At 45.1% G+C, this 22379-nt stretch carries 17 protein-coding genes; 4 read left to right on the forward strand and 13 right to left on the reverse strand.

Translation table 11 applies throughout. The features are described from left to right. Positions 1 to 22: 22 nt before the first annotated feature. The 5 genes from LI091_RS06040 to LI091_RS06060 are packed head-to-tail and all read right to left on the reverse strand — an operon-like array spanning position 23 to position 5729. Positions 23 to 1240, reverse strand: coding sequence for a carboxynorspermidine decarboxylase (locus tag LI091_RS06040; RefSeq protein WP_265190935.1), 1218 nt, complete (start codon positions 1238 to 1240; stop codon positions 23 to 25). Further along, complete coding sequence (locus tag LI091_RS06045; RefSeq protein WP_022426348.1) at positions 1240 to 2499, reverse strand: saccharopine dehydrogenase family protein; 1260 nt, start codon at positions 2497 to 2499, stop codon at positions 1240 to 1242. The genes LI091_RS06040 and LI091_RS06045 overlap by 1 nt, the downstream gene beginning before the upstream one ends. Positions 2500 to 2541: 42 nt before the next feature. Then, complete coding sequence (gene speB, locus LI091_RS06050; RefSeq protein ID WP_265190936.1) at positions 2542 to 3399, reverse strand: agmatinase; 858 nt, start codon at positions 3397 to 3399, stop codon at positions 2542 to 2544. 3 nt (positions 3400 to 3402) lie between these two features. Next, positions 3403 to 4257 carry a polyamine aminopropyltransferase gene (gene speE / locus LI091_RS06055; protein ID WP_015524485.1) on the reverse strand — a complete coding sequence of 285 codons (855 nt, stop codon included), beginning with the start codon at positions 4255 to 4257 and terminating at the stop codon, positions 3403 to 3405. A gap of 5 nt (positions 4258 to 4262) precedes the next feature. After that, positions 4263 to 5729: an aminotransferase class I/II-fold pyridoxal phosphate-dependent enzyme gene (locus LI091_RS06060; protein ID WP_015524484.1), complete on the reverse strand. Its 1467-nt coding sequence runs from the start codon at positions 5727 to 5729 to the stop codon at positions 4263 to 4265. 572 nt (positions 5730 to 6301) lie between these two features. On the opposite strand from LI091_RS06060, the gene LI091_RS06065 reads away from it, so the two are divergent. Next, entirely contained in the window at positions 6302 to 7687 is a 1386-nt protein-coding gene (locus LI091_RS06065) for an MATE family efflux transporter (protein WP_173722881.1), read from the forward strand. An 89-nt stretch (positions 7688 to 7776) separates the two neighbouring features. Here the strand turns inward: LI091_RS06065 and LI091_RS06070 are convergent, their stop codons facing one another. Beyond that, the gene (locus tag LI091_RS06070) at positions 7777 to 9243 is read right to left on the reverse strand and encodes a sensor domain-containing diguanylate cyclase (protein WP_129974440.1); all 1467 of its coding nucleotides are present in this window, start codon (positions 9241 to 9243) and stop codon (positions 7777 to 7779) included. Between the two features lie 316 nt (positions 9244 to 9559). On the opposite strand from LI091_RS06070, the gene LI091_RS06075 reads away from it, so the two are divergent. Next, on the forward strand, positions 9560 to 10939 hold the full coding sequence (locus LI091_RS06075; RefSeq protein ID WP_418443756.1) for an alanine/glycine:cation symporter family protein: 1380 nt from the start codon (positions 9560 to 9562) through the stop codon (positions 10937 to 10939). Positions 10940 to 11046: 107 nt separating this feature from the next. Here LI091_RS06075 and LI091_RS06080 read toward each other — a convergent pair whose 3' ends face one another. From LI091_RS06080 to LI091_RS06090, 3 genes are all read right to left on the reverse strand, one after another. Next, positions 11047 to 11550 carry a gamma carbonic anhydrase family protein gene (locus tag LI091_RS06080; RefSeq protein WP_215638391.1) on the reverse strand — a complete coding sequence of 168 codons (504 nt, stop codon included), beginning with the start codon at positions 11548 to 11550 and terminating at the stop codon, positions 11047 to 11049. Between the two features lie 87 nt (positions 11551 to 11637). Then, the gene (locus LI091_RS06085) at positions 11638 to 12669 is read right to left on the reverse strand and encodes a LacI family DNA-binding transcriptional regulator (RefSeq protein WP_021650674.1); all 1032 of its coding nucleotides are present in this window, start codon (positions 12667 to 12669) and stop codon (positions 11638 to 11640) included. Between the two features lie 225 nt (positions 12670 to 12894). Continuing rightward, a complete protein-coding gene (locus LI091_RS06090) occupies positions 12895 to 14385 on the reverse strand; it encodes an AAA family ATPase (RefSeq protein ID WP_265190937.1) in 1491 nt (496 codons plus the stop codon). Positions 14386 to 14674: 289 nt separating this feature from the next. On the opposite strand from LI091_RS06090, the gene LI091_RS06095 reads away from it, so the two are divergent. Continuing rightward, positions 14675 to 16048: an MATE family efflux transporter gene (locus LI091_RS06095; RefSeq protein WP_265190938.1), complete on the forward strand. Its 1374-nt coding sequence runs from the start codon at positions 14675 to 14677 to the stop codon at positions 16046 to 16048. A 122-nt stretch (positions 16049 to 16170) separates the two neighbouring features. On the opposite strand, the gene LI091_RS06100 is transcribed toward LI091_RS06095, so the two are convergent. The 3 genes from LI091_RS06100 to LI091_RS06110 are packed head-to-tail and all read right to left on the reverse strand — an operon-like array spanning position 16171 to position 18568. Further along, positions 16171 to 16551: a prenylated flavin chaperone LpdD gene (locus LI091_RS06100; protein WP_110102993.1), complete on the reverse strand. Its 381-nt coding sequence runs from the start codon at positions 16549 to 16551 to the stop codon at positions 16171 to 16173. After that, on the reverse strand, positions 16536 to 17105 hold the full coding sequence (locus LI091_RS06105; protein ID WP_044960990.1) for a UbiX family flavin prenyltransferase: 570 nt from the start codon (positions 17103 to 17105) through the stop codon (positions 16536 to 16538). Before LI091_RS06105 ends, LI091_RS06100 begins: the two co-directional genes overlap by 16 nt. Then, entirely contained in the window at positions 17102 to 18568 is a 1467-nt protein-coding gene (locus tag LI091_RS06110; RefSeq protein WP_138277313.1) for a UbiD family decarboxylase, read from the reverse strand. Before LI091_RS06110 ends, LI091_RS06105 begins: the two co-directional genes overlap by 4 nt. Before the next feature lie 171 nt (positions 18569 to 18739). Between LI091_RS06110 and LI091_RS06115 the strand changes: the two genes are divergently transcribed. Then, complete coding sequence (locus LI091_RS06115; RefSeq protein WP_173740208.1) at positions 18740 to 19615, forward strand: LysR family transcriptional regulator; 876 nt, start codon at positions 18740 to 18742, stop codon at positions 19613 to 19615. Positions 19616 to 19625: 10 nt separating this feature from the next. On the opposite strand, the gene feoB is transcribed toward LI091_RS06115, so the two are convergent. Further along, positions 19626 to 22004: a ferrous iron transport protein B gene (gene feoB, locus LI091_RS06120; protein ID WP_195273610.1), complete on the reverse strand. Its 2379-nt coding sequence runs from the start codon at positions 22002 to 22004 to the stop codon at positions 19626 to 19628. Positions 22005 to 22379 lie beyond the last annotated feature (375 nt).

Consider the following 22379-nt stretch of genomic DNA (forward strand, 5'->3'; position numbering starts at 1 on the left):
TTATTTTTCAAAAAAACTGCTCTTATTTCCTGCAGCGTCCAAGTCTGCCTTTAAAATCTTCATACCCAAAATCAGTAAGACGTTCCATGGTTTTATCGCCATGTCTCAGCCATATATCAGGCAAAGGCATTCCATTAAAGGTATTGTTCTTGCAGGTTGTATAAATGGCCATATCACCAAACATGAGAATGTCTCCATACTTCAACGGCTCTGAAAAGCTGTAATCTCCTATGATATCTCCTGACAGGCAGGTTGGTCCTCCGAGCCGGATTGTGACTGCATTTTCTCCCGGTTCATCTGCTCCAAGAAGAGGAGGACAATAAGGCATTTCCAGAACATCCGGCATATGACAGGCAGCACTTCCGTCCAAAATTGCAAGCCGGGTATCACCATTTTGCAGCACATCCAGAACAGTTGTCAAAAAAAATCCTGCATTTAAGGCCCATGCCTCTCCGGGCTCCAGATAAACATCTACTTTCCATTCTTCCTTTGCTGCGCTGATGCACTTCTCAAGCCGTGCAATATCATAGCCTGGTCTTGTAATATGATGTCCTCCTCCCAGATTCAACCATTTCATCTGAGAAATCAGATCTCCGAATTTCGTCTTTACTGCTGTAAGAGTAGTTTCCAGATCAGAAGAGTCCTGCTCACAAAGGGTGTGAAAATGAATACCATCCAATAATCCGATCAGCTCCGGATGCTTTCTCACAGCAGTCTCCCACTGTGCTCTTGTAGTACCCATGCGGCTGCCTGGGGCACAGGGATCATAAATAGCATGTCCCTCCTGGGTAGAGCATTCCGGATTGATCCGAAGCCCTGCACTTTTCCCGGCCTCCTTCACTCTTTTTCCAAAGCGAAGAAGCTGAGAAGGAGAGTTAAACACTATATGATCTGCAAAGCTAAGCAGCTCCTCAAATTCATCCTCACGATATCCGGCGCAAAATACATGTACCTCTTTTCCGGGCATCTCCTGGGCACCAAGCCTGACTTCGTACAGTCCGCTTGCTTCTGTTCCTGTCAAATATGGTTCCAAAAGATGATAGCAGTCATAATTACTGAAAGCCTTCTGTGCCAGGAGCATTTTGCAGCCTGTTCTCTTGGCAATATTCCCCATTAATTCTGCATTTTTTATAAGCGCCGCTTCGTCGAGAACATAACAAGGTGTTTTGATCTTCCGCAGCTCCGGCGGAATAATTCCGCCGGACGCTGCAAAGGGTGGTCTTGTATCTGTTCTTTCCATTAATCCACCAGCTCCGGATCATGATTTTCGCTGCGTGGAAGTCCATATTTGTCAAGTGCTTCCAGGAACGGATCCGGGTCAAATTCTTCTACTGTATACACTCCCGGGCGGATCCATTTTCCGGTAAGCATCATTAATGCTCCGCACATAGCCGGAACGCCTGTCGTATAGCTGATTGCCTGACTTCCAACCTCTTTATAACATTCCTGGTGGTCACAAACATTATAAATATAATAGGTTTTCTCTTTTCCATCCTTCACCCCGGTGAAAATGCAGCCAATATTAGTTTTTCCCTTAGTACGTGGACCCAGGCTGGCCGGATCCGGGAGAAGAGCCTTCAAAAACTGGATAGGAACGATTTCCTGTCCATTATAGTTGATCGGAGTAGTAGAAAGCATTCCCACATCCTCCAGACAGCGCATGTGATCCAGATAGCTCTGTCCGAAGGTCATAAAGAAACGGATTCTCTTTACTCCCGGAATTGTCTGGGCAAGGGACTCGATCTCCTCATGATGCAGAAGATACATATCTTTATCGCCGACCTGATCAAAATCATATTCCCGCTTGATCGCCATCGGAGGAATTTCCACCCAGTGTCCATTCTCCCAGTAGCTTCCGGGCGCACTTACCTCACGAAGATTGATTTCCGGATTAAAGTTGGTTGCAAATGCATATCCGTGGTCTCCTCCATTGCAGTCCAGAATATCAATGGTATCGATCTGGTCAAACTCATGCTTTAATGCATATGCACAATATGCCTGGGTAACACCCGGGTCAAAGCCGCAGCCAAGAAGTGCTGTAAGCCCTGCCTCTTCAAATTTCTTCCGGTATGCCCACTGCCAGGAATAATCAAAATATGCGGAAAATCCCGCTTCCTTGCAGCGTTTTTCGTAAATAGCACGCCATTTGGGATCATCCGTATCCTCCGGCTCATAGTTTGCCGTATCCATATAGTTTACACCACATGCCAGACATGCATCCATGATGGTCAGATCCTGGTACGGAAGCGCAATGTTCATTACCAGATCCGGTTTGTAACTATTGATCAGCTGGATCAGCTGGTTTACATCATCCGCATCCACCTTTGCGGTGGTAATAACTGTTTTTGTTTTTCCTTCCAGTTTCCGGGCAAGTGCATCACATTTTTCTTTTGTCCTGCTTGCTATACACAGTTCTGTAAATACAGTATCTGCCTGACAACACTTCTGAATTGCTACACTGGCTACTCCGCCGCAGCCGATTACAAGTACTCTGCTCATGTTTTTTGTCTCCTTTTTTATACTCAATTTTCGTAACTGTTTTTATTTTGCCACCGCCAGCAGCAGTTCCCTGACCACCTTACATGCTGTAGCTGTGGAAACACCGCTTGGATCCAGCATAGGTGCCAGCTCATTGACATCTGCTCCCACAATATTTAATTCTGATACCTTCCGGATAGCAGCGAGCAATTCAAGGAAGCTTACGCCTCCTGCCTCCGGTGTACCGGTTCCCGGAAATACAGATGGATCCAGACAGTCCAGATCAATGGTAAAATATACCGGAACCTGCTTCCTGGCCAATTCCTGTACGGTTTCTTCCAGGCCTTCAAAGGTAAAGGGATGAAAATCTGTATGCTCTTTTGCAAACCGGAATTCTTCTCTCTCCCCGCTTCGGATACAAAACTGATGTATCCTCCCATCTCCCAGAATATCATAGCATCTGCGGATAACACACGCATGACTTAAATGGGCACCAAGATAATCGTCTCTTAAATCTGCGTGCGCATCAAAATGAATAATATGAAGTCCCGGATATCTCCTGGCGGCAGCTCTCACAGCAGCCAGTGTCACCAGATGCTCTCCCCCCAGAAGCAGCGGCATTTTTCCCTCTTTCAGGATTTCCTCTGCACGATCCTGTATATCAGCAAGCGCCTTTTCACTGCTGCCGAAGCAAAGCTCCAGATCTCCACTGTCAAATACCCGGATATCCATAAGGTCACGATCCTGATAAGGGCTGTAGGTTTCCAGTCCAAAGCTTTCATGACGAATGGCAGAAGGACCGAACCTGGCTCCCGGACGAAAGCTTGTGGTCGAATCAAAGGGAGCTCCGTAAAGAACAATTTCTGCTTCCTCAAAGCTGCTGTCACAACCGATAAAATTTTCAATATTTGGTAAGATCATAAATCAGTCCTCCACCTCCTGAAGCATTTCCTCCAGAAAAGCCGGAAGATAAAATGCACCTTTGTGAAGCCTTGTAGTATAGTAACGGGTGCGAAGATTCAGTGAATTCCATGCCTTCGAATCCAGGTCATCCACAGGATGATATTTTTTACTTGCAAAGCCAAACAGCCAGTAGCCGGCAGCAAAGGTAGGAATATGAGCCTGGTAAACACGGCTAATCTGGAAAGTACTGGCAATTCTTTTGTGACTGCGCTGCATGGCATGCGCATCCTCGGAATAAAAAGGACTTCCCTGCTGATTAACCATGATTCCATCCGCCTTCAGCGCATTATAGCAGTTTCCGTAAAATTCACGGGTAAATAATCCCTCCGATGGGCCAAAGGGATCCGAGGAATCTACAATAATAAGATCATATTTATTCTCGCAGCGGCGTATATATTTCAACGCATTCTCATAATGAAGGTGCACTCTCCTGTCATCCAGCCTGCAGGCATTTCCCGGAAGATATGCGCGACAGGCTTCTACTACCATAGGATCCATCTCTACCAGATCAATATGGCTGACACGGTCATACCTGGTCAGTTCACGTACAACTCCGCCGTCTCCTGCTCCGATCACAAGAATATCTTTAGCTTCTTTGTGAATAGCCATAGGTACATGAGTGATCATTTCGTCATAAATAAATTCGTCACGCTCTGTGAGCATTACATTACCGTCCAGTGTGAGCACCCTGCCAAATTCCGGTGTCTCAAAAATATCAATTCTCTGATAGTCACTCTGCTTTGAATAAAGCTGACGGTTTACCCGGATACTATGCTTCACATCCGGTGTATGAAATTCCGAAAACCACATTTCCATTTTCTTTACCTCCCTGCCAGTACGTTTAAACGCAATATATCCGGATCTTCAGGGCCTGTCATATTGCATCCTTTTGCCTTGGCATATTCAATATAATCCAGGATTTCCGGAGTGATTCGTTCCCCCGGAGCCAAAATCGGGATTCCCGGAGGATAACACATTACAAACTCGCTGCATACCTTGCCTTCGGTTTCTCTGAGAGGAAGGCTGCATTTTTCTGCATAAAAAGCTTCCTGAGGACTTGTCACTACCTGAGGATCGATATATTCCTGATCCAGCAATCCTGATTTATCCTTCTGGAATCGCCTGCGGATCTCCGCAAGAGCACTTACCAGCCGCTCTATTTCCTGGGCACGATCTCCGATCGACAGATAAGCCAGAATATTTCCAATATCGCCAAATTCGATCTGAATATCATATTCATCTCTCAGTATATCGTAAACCTCGATCCCTGCAAGTCCGATATCCAGGGTATGTACACTTAATTTCGTAATGTCAAAATCAAAAACCGAATCTCCATTCACCAGCTCTTTTCCAAATGCATAATAGCCGCCAATAGCATTGATCTCTTCCCTTGCATACTCTGCCATATCTGCTACCTGATGAAAAATCTGGCGTCCTCGCTGTGCAAGATTCCGGCGCGAAATGTCAAGACTTGACATCAGAAGATAGCTGCCTGAAGTAGTCTGAGTCAGATTGATGATCTGACGGACATAACCGGCATGAACACCTGGTCCTGTAAGAAGAAGGCTGGACTGGGTCAGGCTTCCGCCGCTTTTATGCATGGATACAGACGCCATATCTGCACCAGCTGCCATTGCCGAAACCGGCAGACCTCCGCCAAAATAAAAATGAGTTCCATGTGCCTCATCTGCCAGACACAGCATTCCTGCTTCATGAGCCATGCGTACAATTGCGCGAAGATCACTGCAGATTCCATAATAGGTGGGATTGTTCACCAGCACAGCCACCGCATTTGGGTGCTCCTTAATTGCCTTTGCCACCTGTTCACGTCGCATTCCAAGAGAAATCCCAAGTCTCTGATCCACCTCCGGATTCACATAGACCGGGATTGCTCCGCACAGAACCAGCGCATTCAGCACACTTCTGTGGACATTTCGGGGAAGAATGATCTCATCTCCCCTCTTACAGGCAGTTAGCACCATAGTCTGCACTGAGCTTGTAGTTCCTCCAACCATAAGAAATGCATGCGCTGCTCCAAAGGCATCTGCTGCCAGCTCTTCCGCCTCCCGGATCACAGATACGGGATGACAGAGATTATCAAGCGGCTTCATGCTGTTTACATCCACACCTACACATTTTTGTCCCAGAAATTCAGTAAGCTCCGGATTTCCTCTTCCTCTTTTATGTCCCGGCACATCGAAGGGTACTACTCTCATACGCAGGAATTTTTCCAGAGCTTCATGAATTGGAGCATGATTCTGGTCCAGTTTAAAACGACTTCTGTTCATTGCTTCTCCATTTCCAGTTCCTTTATCCGCACAAAAAAAGCAGGCCGATACAAAACCGTAAACCTGCTTAGATCATTCTTCCTGATTTTATTTTCATCGCATATAAATATGAGAATCCCCATATTTACATGAGATCAGAATCCGGATGATATATGTCAGAGTCTATATAGCAATCATACTTTTACTACTCTTATTGACCGTTTCACAAGTCTGCGCAACAGGCGCATGACGGTTATCAAAGGAACCAACTTATAAAATTTGAGCTTCTAACTCAATCAATAAGGCAACCAAAGTTACCATCAGCGGCAGTGGACCCGGCTGTCCGTATGGCCTTGACCCCAAAATGGGGTGGTCCAAAATAATTGCTTTGAAAAGACTCTTTCTTGTCCTTCAAAATCTTCATAATCATAGCATATCTGAAAATTCATGTCAACTATCAAAATCGTTTAGATACTTATAGTATGAACCATTTATAATAATGTCAGAAGGATATTCTTTTCTTGAATCCCTTATATTTTCATGCTAATATATATAATTAGGTCAAAAACTACAAAATACAAAATGGAGGAAATATGAATCAAAAAAGTACATCTGCTCCCATAGCAGAAAACAAAATGGGGACCATGCCCGTAGGAAGGCTTGTACTAAACATGTCTCTGCCAATGATGATCTCCATGCTGGTGCAGGCATTGTACAATATTGTAGACAGTGTTTTCGTTGCCATGCTTTCCGAAAATGCTCTGACGGCAGTTTCCATGGCTTTTCCACTGCAGACACTTCTGATCGCAGTAGGTGCAGGTACCGGTGTGGGTATGAACGCACTGCTTTCCAAATCCCTTGGAGAAAAGAATTTTGAAAAAGCTGATCGGACAGCCAGCAATGCTGCTTTCCTGTATGGCTTAAGCTATCTGGTTTTCCTGATCCTTGGATTTACAGTAGTAAAACCATTTTATGCCAGCCAGGTACATAACGCAGACCCTGAGATCCTTAAATTTGGGATTGAATATCTGAGCACAGTTATGATATTCTCCTTTGGTCTGCTTGGACAGTTTTTCTTTGAACGTCTGCTCACATCCACAGGAAAAACCATATTCAGCATGACTTCTCAGCTGTGCGGTGCCATCACCAACATCATCCTTGACCCGATCCTGATCTTTGGTCTGTTCGGTGCTCCGAAAATGGGTGTTACCGGAGCTGCTGTAGCTACTGTGATCGGACAGTGTGTAGCCTGCATCGTTGCCGGAATCTGCAACCATAAATTTAATCATGAAGTCCGGCTCAGCTTCAGGGGCTTCCGTCCTGACCTTAAGATCATCGGCCATATTTATGCAGTAGGTATTCCATCGATCATCATGCAGTCCATCAGTTCTATCATGACCTACTGCATGAATCTGATCCTGGTACAGTTCACAGTCACTGCAACTGCAGTATTTGGTGTTTACTTCAAATTACAGAGTTTTTTCTTCATGCCTGTATTTGGACTTAACAACGGCATTACACCGATCATTGCCTATAATTATGGTGCACGCCACAGAAAGCGTATGCTTAAAACTGTCAAAGTCAGCATGTTCATCGCATTCTGTTTTACATTCATTGGTTTTCTTGCCTTTGAATTTATTCCGAAAACACTGCTGGGGCTGTTCAGTGCTTCCGAAGATATGCTTACCATCGGAATCCCTGCACTTCGTATCATAGGAATCCACTATCTGATCGCATGGTTCTGTATCATTGCGGGAACTGTATTCCAGGCACTCGGAAAAGCTGTATTCAGTATGATCGTATCTATCATGCGTCAGCTGTTTGTCCTGGTACCTGCTGCTTATATCCTTGCTTCCATCGGCGGACTTCACGCAGTATGGTGGTCTTTCCCCATTGCGGAGATCATTTCTCTGATCGTGTCCGTAACTTTCCTGGTTGTCATAAACAGAACGATCATTCAAAAAATTCCGGAAGCCTAAGGACATCAAAGCTTCCCATTCCAATTTATACAAAAAGAAGACAGAAGATTTCCTTTTTCTCTTCAGGATATCTTCTGTCTTTTTTATTGTTATTTATAGATCCGGTAGCCATCCCTTCCGGAGCGTTTTACCTGATAAAGGGCAAAATCTGCTTTTTGATACAGTTCCATAAAGGTATCTCCATCCTGTGGTGCAAAAGCAATTCCTGCACTAAAAGTAAATGTATGCTCTCCCATGCCTTCCATACGGATCTCCCTGAGCTTTTCATGAAGTTTTTTTATTCTGCTCTCCATATTTTTCCGGGAACCGATATTACAGAGCAGGATCACAAACTCATCCCCGCCGATACGCCCGATCACATCCTGTTCCCAGAACTGCTCTTTAAGAAAACCTCCCAGCATCTTTAATACATTATCTCCCATGACATGTCCGTAAACATCATTCACTTCTTTAAAATGATCCATATCCAGGATCAAAAAGCCATGAAAGCCTTCCGGAGCTTTTTCTCTCAGAATAGCATCGATCACCTTCTGCGTATTCTCTCTGTTATAAACGCCTGTAAGCGCATCCTTCTGGGCAGAACGTACCAATTCCGCTTTCTCCTGATTATTTCTTACAACAATATACAGGAGCAGGAGCAGCACCAGAATACAGAAGCTTCCCATAAATAGGATTTCATAACCAGAAATGAATTCATAAGCCTGCTGTGCACTTTTTACAGGAATTGCATAACAGATCATCCAGTCATTGTATCCAAGAGGCATATATGCCAGATACCGGTCCTCTTCTTTTCTCTCTTTGAGACTAAACTTCACCAGACCACTTTCGCCAACTTTAAAATCTTCCTGAATATCCTGAAGAGTATTCTTTCCTTTGAGATTTTTTTCTCCGTAATATTTAAAAAGATTGATTCCATATATGATCTCCGTACCAGACGCCGAACCACTGTCAAAGGCAATGATCTCTCCATCACTTGTAGCCAGAAGACTGTTTCCCGCTCCATCAAAAAGATCATTAAAAAGCATATGGCTCAGCGCTGTAACATTACAGGATCCGCCCAACACACCGATCACTTTATGGTCTTTGTATACCGGCACACCTAAAACCACCCGCACCTTATGGTCCACACTGCTTTCCAGGGGATTGCTGATGGTCTGCGCTCCACTGATAGCCTCCTGAAAATATCTGCGATGAGAAACATTCTTGGTTACTCCATTGTCGTAGTATGCATCTCCATTCTTATCAATAAGAGCAGCCCTCTCCAGGTCTGTCTTTTCATAAATAGATATCAGTTGTTCTTTATTTTCTTCTGAAAAAAGTTCTTCTGATTTTCCCATTGCAGAGGCAATCTCATTCAGATATTGATAATTAATATCCAGTATCGTCCGCAAATGTTCACTTTGTCTCTGCACATTTATCTTCAATGTATTCTGAGAATTCACCTGTACAGCCCTCTGCACACACTCGAAAAAAATAAGAATCCCTGCTATAACCGCCAAGATAAAAACGCCGGTTGCCATAACATAATTTTTTAATTCAAAGTGATTCTTTTTCATACGTTTTCTCCTGATCTAACCTTTTTTGTCCTGCATTTTTATTTTACCATGATTTTTGTTTTTTCTCTATAACTTTGTTTTTTCTCTATAACAAAAAATCTCCTGTGATTATCTGGTTTTCAGAAAAACCTTCTGTTCAGATGGAATATTTTTGTTGCATTATTCTGAATATTCCTGTATAATTAGCGCAATAATCAAAACTTAAGAGCGTAATGTACAAGGGCGTACAGCACATGTTTCCTGTGTCTGTGCGCCCTTGTGCTATTTCTGCAGTCCTGCAGAAATTTCGCTTTGAGAAAGGGAGGAGATTTCTATGATGAATGCAATCGGAAATGTGATAAACCAGATCGACAGTCTGGTGTGGGGCTGGTGGATGATCATTTTACTTCTGGGCACCCATATTTTCATGACCATCCGTACCGGTGTGATCCAGCGTAAGATCGGTACCGCCATTCGCCTGTCTGTCACCAAAGATACCAATGCGGAAGGTGAAGTCAGCCAGTTTGGCGCCCTGACAACAGCCCTTGCTTCCACTATTGGAACCGGAAATATCATCGGTGTCGGTACTGCCATTGCTCTTGGCGGTCCCGGTGCAGTCCTCTGGTGCTGGCTTACCGGTGTCTTCGGAATCGCCACCAAATACAGTGAGTCTCTCATCGCTGTAAAATACCGCGTCAAAACCAAAGACGGCCGTATGCAGGGTGGTGCTATGTATGCCCTGGAGCGCGGATTAAATATGCGCTGGCTTGGTCTGATCTTTGCCTTTTTCGGTGGCTTTGCTTCCTTTGGAATCGGATGTGCTACCCAGGTCAATGCCATTGCAACGGTATGTAATGAGAACCTTCATATTCCGCCGGCAGCGATCGGCATTGCTGTGGCAGTTCTTACTGCTTTTGTTATTTTTGGCGGGATCAAATCCATCGCCAATGTATGTGAGCGTCTTGTTCCGTTTATGGCATTTTTCTATGTGATTGGATGTATCATCATCCTGGGGATCAATTTCGATTTTATCATTCCCGCAGTAAAAACCATCTGCAAATTTGCTTTTACCCCTGGTGCTGCTGCAGGAGGTCTTGTAGGACGTGGTATCATGATGGCCATGCAGTATGGAATCGCAAGAGGACTTTTTTCCAATGAATCCGGTATGGGTTCTGCCCCCATCGCCGCTGCTGCCGCACAGACAAGAAATCCGGTTCGTCAGGCTCTCGTTTCCAGCACCGGTACATTCTGGGATACCGTTGTGGTATGTCTGATGACCGGTCTTGTTCTGGTAACCAGTATTATGAAAAATCCTTCGATCGACATGGGAAATATCACTGATGGCGGTGTTCTTACTACACTGGCTTTTCAGCAGATCCCGGTTCTTGGTCCTGTGATCCTTGTAGTGGGTATCATTTCCTTCGCATATTCTACAGTCCTTGGATGGGCATATTATGGCGAGCGGTGCGTGGAGTATTTTTCCGGCAAAAAGGGACTCATCCCCTATCGTGTGCTGTACATTGCGGTAGCTGCCATCTCCCCTGTTATTTCTCTGAACCTGGTATGGACCGTAGCGGATATCCTGAATGCACTGATGGCTATTCCAAACCTGATCGCAGTATTACTGCTTTCCAGTGTGATCGTAAAAGAGACTAAAAAATATATTAACGATCTGGATGCACGGGATGACACACCGGTGGAAGTGATCGATAAATAAAAAAACGATAAATATAAGCATTTTATATAACAAAGTTACAGCTCCGACTACTTCTCATATTACAAAGCAGTCGGAGCTGTCCGTTTACAAATGTCTTCTTCACTTTTTTATAATACATCCTGCGCTTTCATCTCTTCGGACACAGCAAGATATTCTTTGCTGTTTTCCACGATACCAAGCTTCTCTTCCCAGGTAAGGTTTCGTTTGATCCTGGCCGGACTTCCCATTACCAGGGAGCCATCCGGGATCACCGTATTTTTAGTCACAAGGCTTCCGGCTCCTATGATACAGTCGTTTCCGATCTTTGCACCATCCAGGATCACGGCTCCCATTCCGATCAATGTCCGGTCTCCGATGGTACATCCATGGATCACCGCATTATGTCCCACAGTAACGTTGTTTCCGATATGGACCGGCATGTTGTGGCTCACATGAATGGTACAGTTTTCCTGGATATTTGTTTCTTCTCCGATCACTACCGGCGCATCATCTCCGCGGATCACCGCATAATATAATACACAGCTGTCACGGCCGATCGTTACATTTCCAAGGATCACAGACTGCTTTGCGATCCTGGCACCTTTTGCGATCTTTACATTTTTATAATTCATTTTTCCTCCTGAATCTGCTTTCCCTGTACAGGATTCTGCCATATGATATTTCTGATCATGGGTTCTATACGCAACAGCAATTCCTTTTTAACCCATATTATATTTCGTCCGGATCACAATATCTGTATACTGGTATTCCTTTTCCGGTGCCTTGCTGTCAAAGAGAAGCTGGAACAAAATAATCACCGGAGAATGTCCCTGTACAGCCGCATCCTGACCGATAAGGAAATTGATCGTCCCCTCTTTCAGCCATTTCAGATTTTCTTCCAGGAAATCATTGGCGATCACATGCATGGTTTTATCCTTTCCAAGCTTCTGCAAGGTCTGGCAGACACCCTTTACACCATGACCCGTAATATAGATCCCGGTCAGCTCCGGATAAAGCTCCAGAAATTCTTCCACGATCTTGGATGCCACCCATTCGTCATCATAAGAATACCTTATATCCACGATCTCGATTCCCGGAAAGCTTTCTTTAATCTCTGTCGTAAATCCTTTCTGCCTGCTGATCAGACCAGGATTGGCAACCTGTCCGGAAATTATGGCAACCTGCCCGTTTCCGCCTGTCATCTCCCACATCAGGCCTGCTGCCGTACGACCGGCCTGAAAGGTATCCTGTCCCACAAAGCATAACCTTTTTGTATCTTCCAGATCCGCATTAAAGGTAACTATCGGAATTCCATACTCTTCCTGATACTGATCGATCCTCGCTCTCAAAAGCTGATCCTCTGATGGAGTCAGTGCGATTCCATTAAACCCCTTTTCCCGGAGTTCTTCCATTGCAGCCATTACTTTTTCCGGTTCCACGCCTTCGATTTCATAGATCTTTACTGTTCCGCCAAAGCTCTCCACTTCTTCTTTTGCTTCCAGGACTCCCTTTAAAACCTGCTGCATAAAAGGAGTCTCCATATACTGAAGGATCACACCGATACGGATTTTCCTCTTTGCCATGGCAAGGGCACGACCGGCACGGCTGGGCTGATATCCCATCTCCCGGGCGATCCTTTTGATCCTTTCCTCTACTTCCGGGCGGATACGGCCTCTGTTGTTCAGTGCCCTGTCCACAGTGCCTCTTGAAACTCCTGCTGCTTCCGCAATCTGTTGTAATGTTACTGCCATATTTTACCCTCCAAAACCTCTCCTGTGTGCTTTGTGTTCACGCGCACGCTCTTTTGTCCCATTATACACATTTACACTTTCTCAGGCAATCCCTGATTTCATTATTTTTATAATTTTCCTTTACGATCAGACAGGACCGGCATAAACAGGTGCATTCCCTCAGCCAAAAATGCTTCCGAAAAAATCTCCGGAAGCATTTTTATCATTGCAAAACAGATCCCTTTGTCAGTCCAGAAGCTCCTGTACCATCTCGGGGGTAAAGGTTACAGCCTTCACATGATCCACCTCAATCTGATACAGGGCATTGGCCGCAATATGCTCCGCAGCCTGCTCCAGATCACGGATTCCTGTGGTATCTTCAAATTTCTTAATTACTGCGTCCAGCGCCTCATCCGTTACGATACATTCTTCCTGTTTCAGGCTCATACGTTTCAGAACCTTGGGAAGCGCAAATCTGGAAAAGATGATCTTCTTTTCCTCCGGTGTGTAATCCGGAATATCGATCACTGCAAAACGTGACATCAGAGGTGCGCTGATCTGTGCCTTATCATTGGCTGTGGCAATAGGATAGACACCAACTGTCGGAACCATACATTCCATATAGTTATCTGTAAAACCAAGGTTATCCAGCAGTGTCAGAAGCACGTCTGCCGGATTTCCGTTTCCTTTACCTGATGCAGCCTTGTCAAGCTCATTGATGATAAATACCAGATTGGATTCTCCTGCCATGGAAAAAGCCTCCATGATGATTCCAGGCTTGGCATTTGCATAAACACGAGAGCTTCCTGTAAGCTGTTCCGGATCATTGATCGAACTCATATCCAGGGTTGTCCACGGCATTTTCAGGATTCTTGCAACTGCATAAGCGATCTGAGATTTACCGGTACCTGCCGGTCCTACAAGAAGCAGTCCGTAAGCAGGAAGTGTATGAGTACGGTTAATCTGAATGATCGTCTCAATGATCCTCTGTTTTACACGCTCCATTCCATAAAGCTCCTCATCCAGGATACGGCGTGCTTCCTTCGGATCAATAGACTCAAAATAATTATGCTTCCACTGAATATTCATCATGATGGAAAGTGCTCTCTGGGCATGGCGTCTTTCCTCCTGAGAAACCTCATGAGAACGGGCAACTGCCAGATTCCTTCTTGCCCAGAGACGGATATTATCCGGCATAGTCTTTCCGGCACAGTTCATAAAGTCGGTGATACTCTGAATACTGGTAAGCTTCATATCGTCACCGTCTTCTTCCTCCTCATCGTTCTCATTTTCTTCTGCCGGCGCACTGCTTGCAAACAGACGCTCGATCATAAACTGAAGAAATCCGTCCTCAGCAGAAAGCTTGGTGCCTCCGCCAAAAGCGATCTCGCGGATTTTGTAAACAGCATATCCTTCTTCTGTATTCTGTCCTGAAAGACGGATGTTGATATGATTTTCTCCGAGCCATTTGATCAGGCTTGTAAAACGGGAATCGATCTTCAGGATGTCTGCCGGAAAAACACCGTCCTCTTCCTTAAACTCAAATGCAGTCTGCTTCGCAGGATTGGAAAAATATCCGCAAGAATGATGTTTCCACTCTCTTTTGCCGTTATCCAGGATCAGCACCGGTTTCTCCGGTGTGGCTTTTGTTTCATTGGAACGAAACGTTGTATATGTGCACTGGCTTTTTGTCTCTTTTTTATCTGCCGGTGCTGCGCTGAAATCAAAAACTGGCATATTTTTTACTCCTCTTTCTCTGAAAAATATCTTCATTCAGTTTATCATGGATTAGAAATCTCAACAACTGCTGATATGGTTTTTTATACATTTTTTATTCATTTTTTGTATTCGTCATTTTCCCGTAAGTTGTTTAAACAGTTCCACAGTTTGCTGATTGACACTGCCTGTAAACTATGTTATCGTGCAATCATGTCTGCTTTCATTTTTTACAAAAGCTGACACAGTTACCATGTATGTGATCTACTGTTTTTCACGTCATTGTAATTGTATTTTTTGGGAGGAGGAAATGAGAAATCAACTTTCACAGCGGGATGATTTTTATCCACAGATCGTTAAGCTTGTCATCCCCATCATCATTCAAAATCTGCTAAGTGCAGCGGTCAATTCCGCCGATGTTATCATGCTGAACTTTGTAGGTCAGTCATCCATCTCCGCAGTATCCCTGGCAGCGAATTATTCCAATGTCCTGTTTATGGTTTATTACGGTCTTGGTACGGGAGCCACCCTGCTTTGTGCCCAGTATTATGGAAAGGGAGATTACAAAGCCATTCAGATCATCGAGGGAATCGCTCTTCGTTTTTCCATGATCATCTCTGTTCTCGTGGCACTCGTTGCATTTACCATGCCACAGATGATGATGAAACTGTTCACCAACGATCCGGAGCTTCTGGCCATTGGTTCTTCCTATATCCGCATTATGGGTATCACCTATATCTGCTGGGGTATGACGGAGGTTTATCTGGCTGTTCTTCGAAGCATTGGACGGGTGACTACCAGCATGGCGATGAATATGCTGGCCTTTGGACTGAATATTCTTTTGAATGCGACTTTTATCTTCGGATTGTTCGGAGCACCCAAGCTTGGTGCTACCGGTGTGGCTATTGCTACTGCACTTTCCAGAATGATCGAGCTGATCGCCTGTTTTATTGTTTCTGCTTTCAGCAAAAATGTCCGACTGGATCTCCGATGTATGTTCACAAAAAACAAACTGCTGTTCAGTGATTTCGTGCGGCTTTCCCTGCCGGCTCTTGGCAATGATATTTCCTGGAGTATTGGTTTTTCCATGTACTCTGTGATCCTGGGGCATCTTGGTACGGATGCGGTTGCTACCAATTCTCTGGTTGTAGTAGTCCGTAATATCGGCTCTGTTTTCTGTTTCGGTATTGCCAGTGCAGGAGGTATCCTTCTAGGCAATGTTATGGGGCAGGGCGATCTGGAACGTTCCAGGCGTTATGCTTCCAAAACACTGAAGCTTACTGTTATTGCAGGTTTTTTGGGCGGACTTATCGTTCTTGCCATCACACCGTTCGTAATGAGATTTGCGTCCCTGACACCCACTGCCATGCATTATCTGAAATATATGCTTCTGATCAACAGCTATTATATTATGGGGTCTGCCGTAAATACAACCCTGATCGCCGGTGTGTTCCGGGCAGGTGGTGATACAAAGTTTGGTCTGATCTGTGATACCATTGATATGTGGGTATATGCAGTACCCCTTGGATTCTTCGCTGCTTTTGTACTGAAGCTGCCGGTTATGTGGGTGTATTTTCTGCTCTGTACGGATGAATTTGTGAAGTGGCCATGGGTGATCAAAAGGTATCTTAGTGGGAAGTGGGCTAAGAATATTACCCGCGAGAATATATTTGAAAATAAATAGAATACCGAAACATTTTAGACGGCTGGAATCTGCGTTATTTTTCAAAAATTCGCTGTTTGAGCGAAGAAAGTCTCGGACTTTTGGAAAATAACTTTAGCAGGTTCCAGCCGTTCGTTACTCAACTACCGCTGCAGTCCTTCTATCACCATCTCCGTCAGACGCACAACACTTCCCTGTACCTCCCGGATCTCTTTCTCCGAAATACCATCCTTATGAAATCCCCCGGTGCAAACCACTCTCTTTCCCAGCTCTTTCGAAACCTTCTCCGCCATCCACCGGCAGATCACCTCGTCCTTATGTCCCGGAAAATTCAAAACTGAAGAAGTCGCACTCACAGAACCATCCCCTGTCAGAGACACTCTCGGTTCCGTCTGCACCACACATCCCAGATGAGGTCTCTCTCCGCCTTTCAGACAGATAAGCACATCCTCTCCGACAAATGCAGCACTGACCTCCAGCTTACAGCCTGCAGTCTCCACACACTCTTTTACAATCCATTCCATCTGCGATACTCCTTTGCTTCGATCCCAAACGGTTCCAAAAGCTTTGCCGCAATATGATACACCATATCATCAATGCTCTCCGGTTTATGATAAAACGTCAGCATCGGCGGAATGATCCGTACTCCCGGAAGCATGGATAGCTCATAAAGATTTCGGAGATGAATCCCGCTTAACGGTGTTTCTCTGGCTGCCAGCACCAGTGTTCTCTGTTCCTTGACCGTCACATCTGCCGCACGCAGAATAAGATTATCCGCATAGCCACTGTGGATCCCCGCGATCGTCTTCATGCTGCAGGGCACGATCAGCATCCCCTCTGTTTTGAAAGAACCACTGGCCGGTTTTGCCCCGATCTCTCCCGGTGCACATACATGATCTGCCAATCGTTTCACATCCTCCGGTTCCAGCTCCGTCTCCTGGCGAAGAGTCAGCTCTGCACTGGAGCTCATGATCAGATAAGACTCAAAATCCGGATTCTCCCGGATGATCTCCAGACATTTTACAAGGAGCGGCAGGCCGCTTGCACCTGTCGCACCAACTATAATTCTCTTTTTCATTTTTTCAGCCATTTCTCCGGATCCAGTTCCATAAAACGGGCTCTGTGAAAATCTTCCTTCAGATCATAAGGCACCGTACAGTCAAAAATAGTCTTGCATGCAATTCCATGATCACGGATACTTGGAGAAAATGCAGGATCATTGGACGGATCAAGAGGATGACAACGGACACCCGGAATGGTGATCACATCCACATCCCCCTGGAATCTCGTATTCATCGCCCAAAGTACGTCATTCATATCAAAACAATCCACATCTTCATCTACCAGAAATACATTTTTCAGCTCACTAAAGGCAGAAAATGCAAGAAGTGCAGCCTGACGCTGTCTTCCCTCATCACTTTGAGAAAGCTTTTTAAACTGAAGGACAGCCATATACTTTCCACCTCCGGCACTGTTGCAGTATACGTTCTGAAGTCTTCCAGGCATTGCTTTTTCCACCATGCCATAGATGCTGGCCTCTGTAGGGATTCCCGCCATGGATACGTGCTCCTCACTTGGCCCGATACAGGTCTGCATAATCGGATTTTCACGATGTGTCACTGCTGTAACCTTGATCAGCCAGCACTGATCACTTGCAGGCCCTGTATATCCCGGAAACTCCGGCATGGCGTATCCGGTATTGCTGTTCTGATCTTCCTTTACACGCACACCCGGGATCACTTCTCCCTCGATCACGTATTCCGCATTGGCGATGGCACGCTCGTTAACGGTTAAACATTTACAGAGTTCCACCGGCTCTTTGCGCAGTGCACCGGCTACAGACAGCTCATCATACCCCAGTGGTGTTGTAGGCGGCTCAAAACAGGAACCGATCTCAATAGCAGGATCAACTCCGATACTGATAGAAATCGGCAGCCTTTGTCCCAGCTCCTCAGCACGCTCTGCCATTGCTCCGATATGTCTGGCACCAGGTGTAAAGAAAATGGAAAGCTCATCTTTTCCCTGAATGCAGAGACGGTGAATGGTCACATCGTGAACTCCAGTATCCGGGTGTGTGGCGTAGCACATGCCAAGTGTGATATACGGGCCCGCATCATCCGGTGTGTTCGTTGGCGCAGGAACCAGCTTATAGAGGTCAAAATCCGGATCTGCTGCCTTATGCACCACCTGCTGACACGGTGCATCGCCTTCAAGATCGACCGGTGGAATTGGATTCTCCACGCTTTTGCAGAGCATCTTTCCAAGATTTTCCGGCTGAGTGTCAAGTAAAGCAGCAACTCTTTTTCTGCTTGCCAGAAGACCGATAGCTACCCTTGCATCCGGGTGTCCTTTTATACGATTAAAGATCATGGCAGGTCCTTCCTTTGTGGGACGCTTCACCGTTCCACCGGCTCCTACATAACGATATACCCCTGCAAGCTCTGCCATCGGATCAACTTCCACCTCTGTTTCGATCAGCTGATCTGGCATCTGCTCCAGAAGTGCCAGAGCACTTCTCAGATCTCTTACTTTTTCTGCCATAAAAAACCTCCTGCGTTATCTTTATATTACTGTTCACTCCGTTCTCAGTAACATCTTTATTTTCTTATGTTATTTTATCTCTTTTTTACATGGTGAATCAATTCTTTCTATGATATAATTGTTTCCAATATGGAATGATTCGTCACTATTTTCTAAAAGGCAGGTGTTACCATGACTCTTGAACAGATCGACTATTTTATCTGTGCAGCTCAATCCCGGACTTTTTTTGATGCTGCAGAAGCTATGCATATCTCCCAGTCCTCCCTTTCCAAGCAGATCATGAAACTGGAAAAAGAACTGGAGCTTACCTTATGGGACCGCAGCAAGCGTACTGCTGTGCTTACTCCTGAAGGAGAGTTTTTTTACAAAGAAGCACTTAAGATTTCCAGACAGTATCATCGTTCTCTGGAAGCAGTGTACCATTTTAAGGACAGTAAGCTCCAAGCACTTCATATTGGAACACTTCCTTTTCTTTCTCAGTACCATCTTACTTCTGTGATACACAGTTTTTGTGATACACACCCGGAGCTTTCTTTTTCTCTGAAGGAGGTAGAAGACGAAGAACTTCTTTCCGGTCTTGAAAAAGGCTTTTTTAATCTGATCTTTGTACGAAAACACATGATAAACCCGGAGCTCTATACTTTTCATGCTCTCACAGCAGACCGTCTGGTTGCTGTTTTTCCTGAAGCTCATCCCTCTGCATCCAAAAAATCGGTCTCTCTTTCCGAACTGAAAAAAGAATCTTTTATCCTGATGCCTCCGCACACCTCCATTTACCGTTTCTGTATGCAAAGTTTTCATAATGCAGGGATCCACCCTCAGCTTCTGCGTACTGCCCGTGCAGAATCTATTGTCAGCGCAGTGGAAATTGGCGAAGGGATCAGCCTTCTTACAGAAAGCAGCTTTCAGTTCTTTCGTCAGCCTTCGCTTGTTGCTGTCCCGGTTAATGGACTGAAAAAGCTATCTGTTGGAATTGCCCATAAAAAAAATATGGCTCTCACAACCTCTGCAAAATGTTTTCTGCAGTTTGTGAAAAGCCATATGTAAGGTGTTTTTTCTATAATCCAAGCATCATTCCCACACCATGTACCGCAAACGCAACGATCCATGCAGTGGCACACTGTACTGCTACAATACCAGCGGCAGCTCTTACAGTTCCCATCTCCCGACGCACAGTTGCAATAGCTGCAACGCAGGGTGTATAGAGCAAGGTAAAGATCAAAAATACGTAAGCAGTAAACGGTGTAAATAAAGTCTGAAGCAACGCCGTATTTCCGCCCAGAAGGACTGTCAGCGTAGACACAACACTCTCTTTTGCCATAAAGCCCGTGATCAATGCAGTGGATACTCTCCAGTCACCAAAGCCCAGCGGAGCAAAAAGTGGTGCCACGATGCTTCCGATCTTTGCCAGAAGGCTCTGATCTGTGCTGGTAACAAGGTTAAGACCTGCATCAAAGTTCTGCAGGAACCACACGATCAGCGTTGCCGCAAAAATAATTGTAAACGCTTTCTGGATAAAGTCCTTCGCCTTTTCCCAGATCAGCTGTCCTACACTTTTTGCAGAAGGAAGCCGGTAATTGGGAAGCTCCATGACAAACGGAACCGGCTCTCCCTTATATTTCGTCTTTTTCAGAATCAGCGCATACAGGATCCCGCAGAGAATTCCTGCAAAATAAAGGCTGATCATCACAACTCCTCTCCACTGCTTCGGGAAAAATGCACTGGTGAGAAGTCCGTAGATCGGAAGCTTGGCACTGCAGCTCATAAACGGAGTAATCAGGATCGTCATTTTCCGGTCACGTTCACTGGATAATGTTCTGGTTGCCATAATGGCCGGCACCGAACAGCCGAATCCGATCAGCATCGGCACAAAGCTTCTTCCGGAAAGTCCGATCTTTCGAAGGAGCTTGTCCATAACAAAGGCTACACGAGCCATATATCCGGTATCTTCCAGGATTGACAGGAAGAAAAACAAAGTAACGATCGTAGGAAGAAATCCGATCACGCTTCCGATACCGCTTAAAATTCCATCCACAACCAGTGACTGCAGTACTGAGCTGACACCTGCCACCTCCAGTCCCCTGCCAATAAGTGCAATTACCCAGTTCACGACCATAGTCATTCCGTCCGAAAGCCAGGCTCCCAGATAATTAAACGTCATCACAAATACAATTGCCATAATTCCCACAAAACAGGGAATTGCTGTATATTTTCCGGTAAGGATACGATCTATGGCGACACTTCGTTTATGCTCACGGCTTTCTGCCGGTTTTACCACAGTTTTCTCACAAAGCTTTTCAATAAAATTGAAGCGCATGTTCGCAAGAGCTGCCTCACGGTCCAGACCGCCATCCTTCTCCATAACATGTACCAGCCCATCAAGAACCTTTTTTTCACCTTCAGGCAAAGCCAGACGTTTTTCGATCAGAGAATCTTTCTCTACGATCTTCGTAGCTGCAAAACGTACAGGAAGTCCTGTTTTTTTTGCATAGGGTTCGATCAGATGAACGGCTGCATGGATACATCTGTGAAGTGCGCCTACCGGATCCTTCGGTGACTGATTGTCAGTACAGAAATCAATTCTTCCCGGTGCTTCTCTGTATCTTGCAACATGGACTGCATGATCGATCAGCTCATCAATTCCTTCATTCTTCGCTGCTGAAATAGGTACAACCGGAATTCCTAAAATCTCCTCCAGCTCATTGATCCGAACAGAGCCTCCATTTGCCCTTACCTCATCCATCATATTTAAGGCCAGCACCATTGGGATTCCAAGCTCCATCAGCTGCATGGTAAGATAAAGATTTCTCTCAATATTGGAAGCATCTACAATATTAATGATTCCTGTCGGCTTCTCATTCAGCAGAAAATCTCTTGTTACAATCTCCTCGCTGGAATACGGGGAAAGTGAATAGATTCCAGGAAGATCCGTTACCGTTGCCTCCGGATGCCTCCGGATGCTTCCTTCTTTCTTGTCAACAGTTACACCCGGAAAGTTACCAACATGCTGATTGGAACCTGTCAGCTGATTAAAAAGAGTTGTCTTTCCACAGTTCTGATTACCTGCCAGTGCAAACGTGATCGGTTCCCCTTTGGGAATCGTATCACCGATCCGGTTCTTACGATAATCTCGAGCCTTTCCAAGTTCTCCCACACCAGGATGAGCAATCGGCTGATGCCGTTCATTTTCTTTCTTCGTTTCCGTCATGGATTCGATTGATACGATCTCAATCTTTGCAGCTTCCGCCAGCCGCAATGTCAGCTCATATCCGCGCAGCACAAGCTGTACCGGATCTCCCATAGGAGCTGTTTTACGAAGAGACACTTCTGTCCCCGGTGTAAGCCCCATATCCAGAAGATGATGTCTCAGCTCCCCCTCGCCACGAACACTGATGATTCTGCCACATTCTCCAGTCTTTAATTTGTCCAGTGTCATATTGTCACCTCATCATAAGTACAATTTACATGGTCAATACATATATCTGTATTATCCACTGGTACATCGTTTCGTAAATAACTATATCAATCGGATTCACAGACAAGTGAATGGTATAGTTATTTCAAAAACGATGCACTAATATAAATGTAACACAATTTAAGTTATTTGACAATAACTGATTAATCTGATAAGTTTCGTACAAATAATACCAATTCAAAAGTTATTTATCATTAACATTTATATTTTTTCTCACTTTAGCACAATTCCTGTTTGATAAACAAACACCTTCATATTTTTTGCAGACATACAATAACATCCATGTATATTCCCGCAATAAAAAAGCGCAAACGACATATTATCTGTCGTCTGCGC

Source organism: Blautia sp. MSK20_18, assembly GCF_020553125.1.
Lineage (GTDB): Bacteria > Bacillota > Clostridia > Lachnospirales > Lachnospiraceae > Blautia_A > Blautia_A fusiformis.

Bases quoted from the DNA above. Each gene is read 5' to 3' on its own strand.
- LI091_RS06080 (WP_215638391.1), bottom strand. From the start codon at position 11,550: ATGAATTATAAAAATGTAAAGATCGCAAAAGGTGCCAGGATCGCAAAG.
- LI091_RS06105 (WP_044960990.1), bottom strand. From the start codon at position 17,105: ATGAAAAAGAGAATTATAGTTGGTGCGACAGGTGCAAGCGGCCTGCCG.
- LI091_RS06060 (WP_015524484.1), bottom strand. From the start codon at position 5,729: ATGAACAGAAGTCGTTTTAAACTGGACCAGAATCATGCTCCAATTCAT.
- LI091_RS06095 (WP_265190938.1), top strand. From the start codon at position 14,675: ATGAGAAATCAACTTTCACAGCGGGATGATTTTTATCCACAGATCGTT.
- LI091_RS06065 (WP_173722881.1), top strand. From the start codon at position 6,302: ATGAATCAAAAAAGTACATCTGCTCCCATAGCAGAAAACAAAATGGGG.
- LI091_RS06040 (WP_265190935.1), bottom strand. From the start codon at position 1,240: ATGGAAAGAACAGATACAAGACCACCCTTTGCAGCGTCCGGCGGAATT.
- speB (WP_265190936.1), bottom strand. From the start codon at position 3,399: ATGATCTTACCAAATATTGAAAATTTTATCGGTTGTGACAGCAGCTTT.
- LI091_RS06110 (WP_138277313.1), bottom strand. From the start codon at position 18,568: ATGGCAGAAAAAGTAAGAGATCTGAGAAGTGCTCTGGCACTTCTGGAG.
- LI091_RS06045 (WP_022426348.1), bottom strand. From the start codon at position 2,499: ATGAGCAGAGTACTTGTAATCGGCTGCGGCGGAGTAGCCAGTGTAGCA.
- LI091_RS06070 (WP_129974440.1), bottom strand. From the start codon at position 9,243: ATGAAAAAGAATCACTTTGAATTAAAAAATTATGTTATGGCAACCGGC.
- LI091_RS06075 (WP_418443756.1), top strand. From the start codon at position 9,560: ATGAATGCAATCGGAAATGTGATAAACCAGATCGACAGTCTGGTGTGG.
- LI091_RS06090 (WP_265190937.1), bottom strand. From the start codon at position 14,385: ATGCCAGTTTTTGATTTCAGCGCAGCACCGGCAGATAAAAAAGAGACA.
- LI091_RS06115 (WP_173740208.1), top strand. From the start codon at position 18,740: ATGACTCTTGAACAGATCGACTATTTTATCTGTGCAGCTCAATCCCGG.
- LI091_RS06100 (WP_110102993.1), bottom strand. From the start codon at position 16,551: ATGGAATGGATTGTAAAAGAGTGTGTGGAGACTGCAGGCTGTAAGCTG.
- speE (WP_015524485.1), bottom strand. From the start codon at position 4,257: ATGGAAATGTGGTTTTCGGAATTTCATACACCGGATGTGAAGCATAGT.
- feoB (WP_195273610.1), bottom strand. From the start codon at position 22,004: ATGACACTGGACAAATTAAAGACTGGAGAATGTGGCAGAATCATCAGT.
- LI091_RS06085 (WP_021650674.1), bottom strand. From the start codon at position 12,669: ATGGCAGTAACATTACAACAGATTGCGGAAGCAGCAGGAGTTTCAAGA.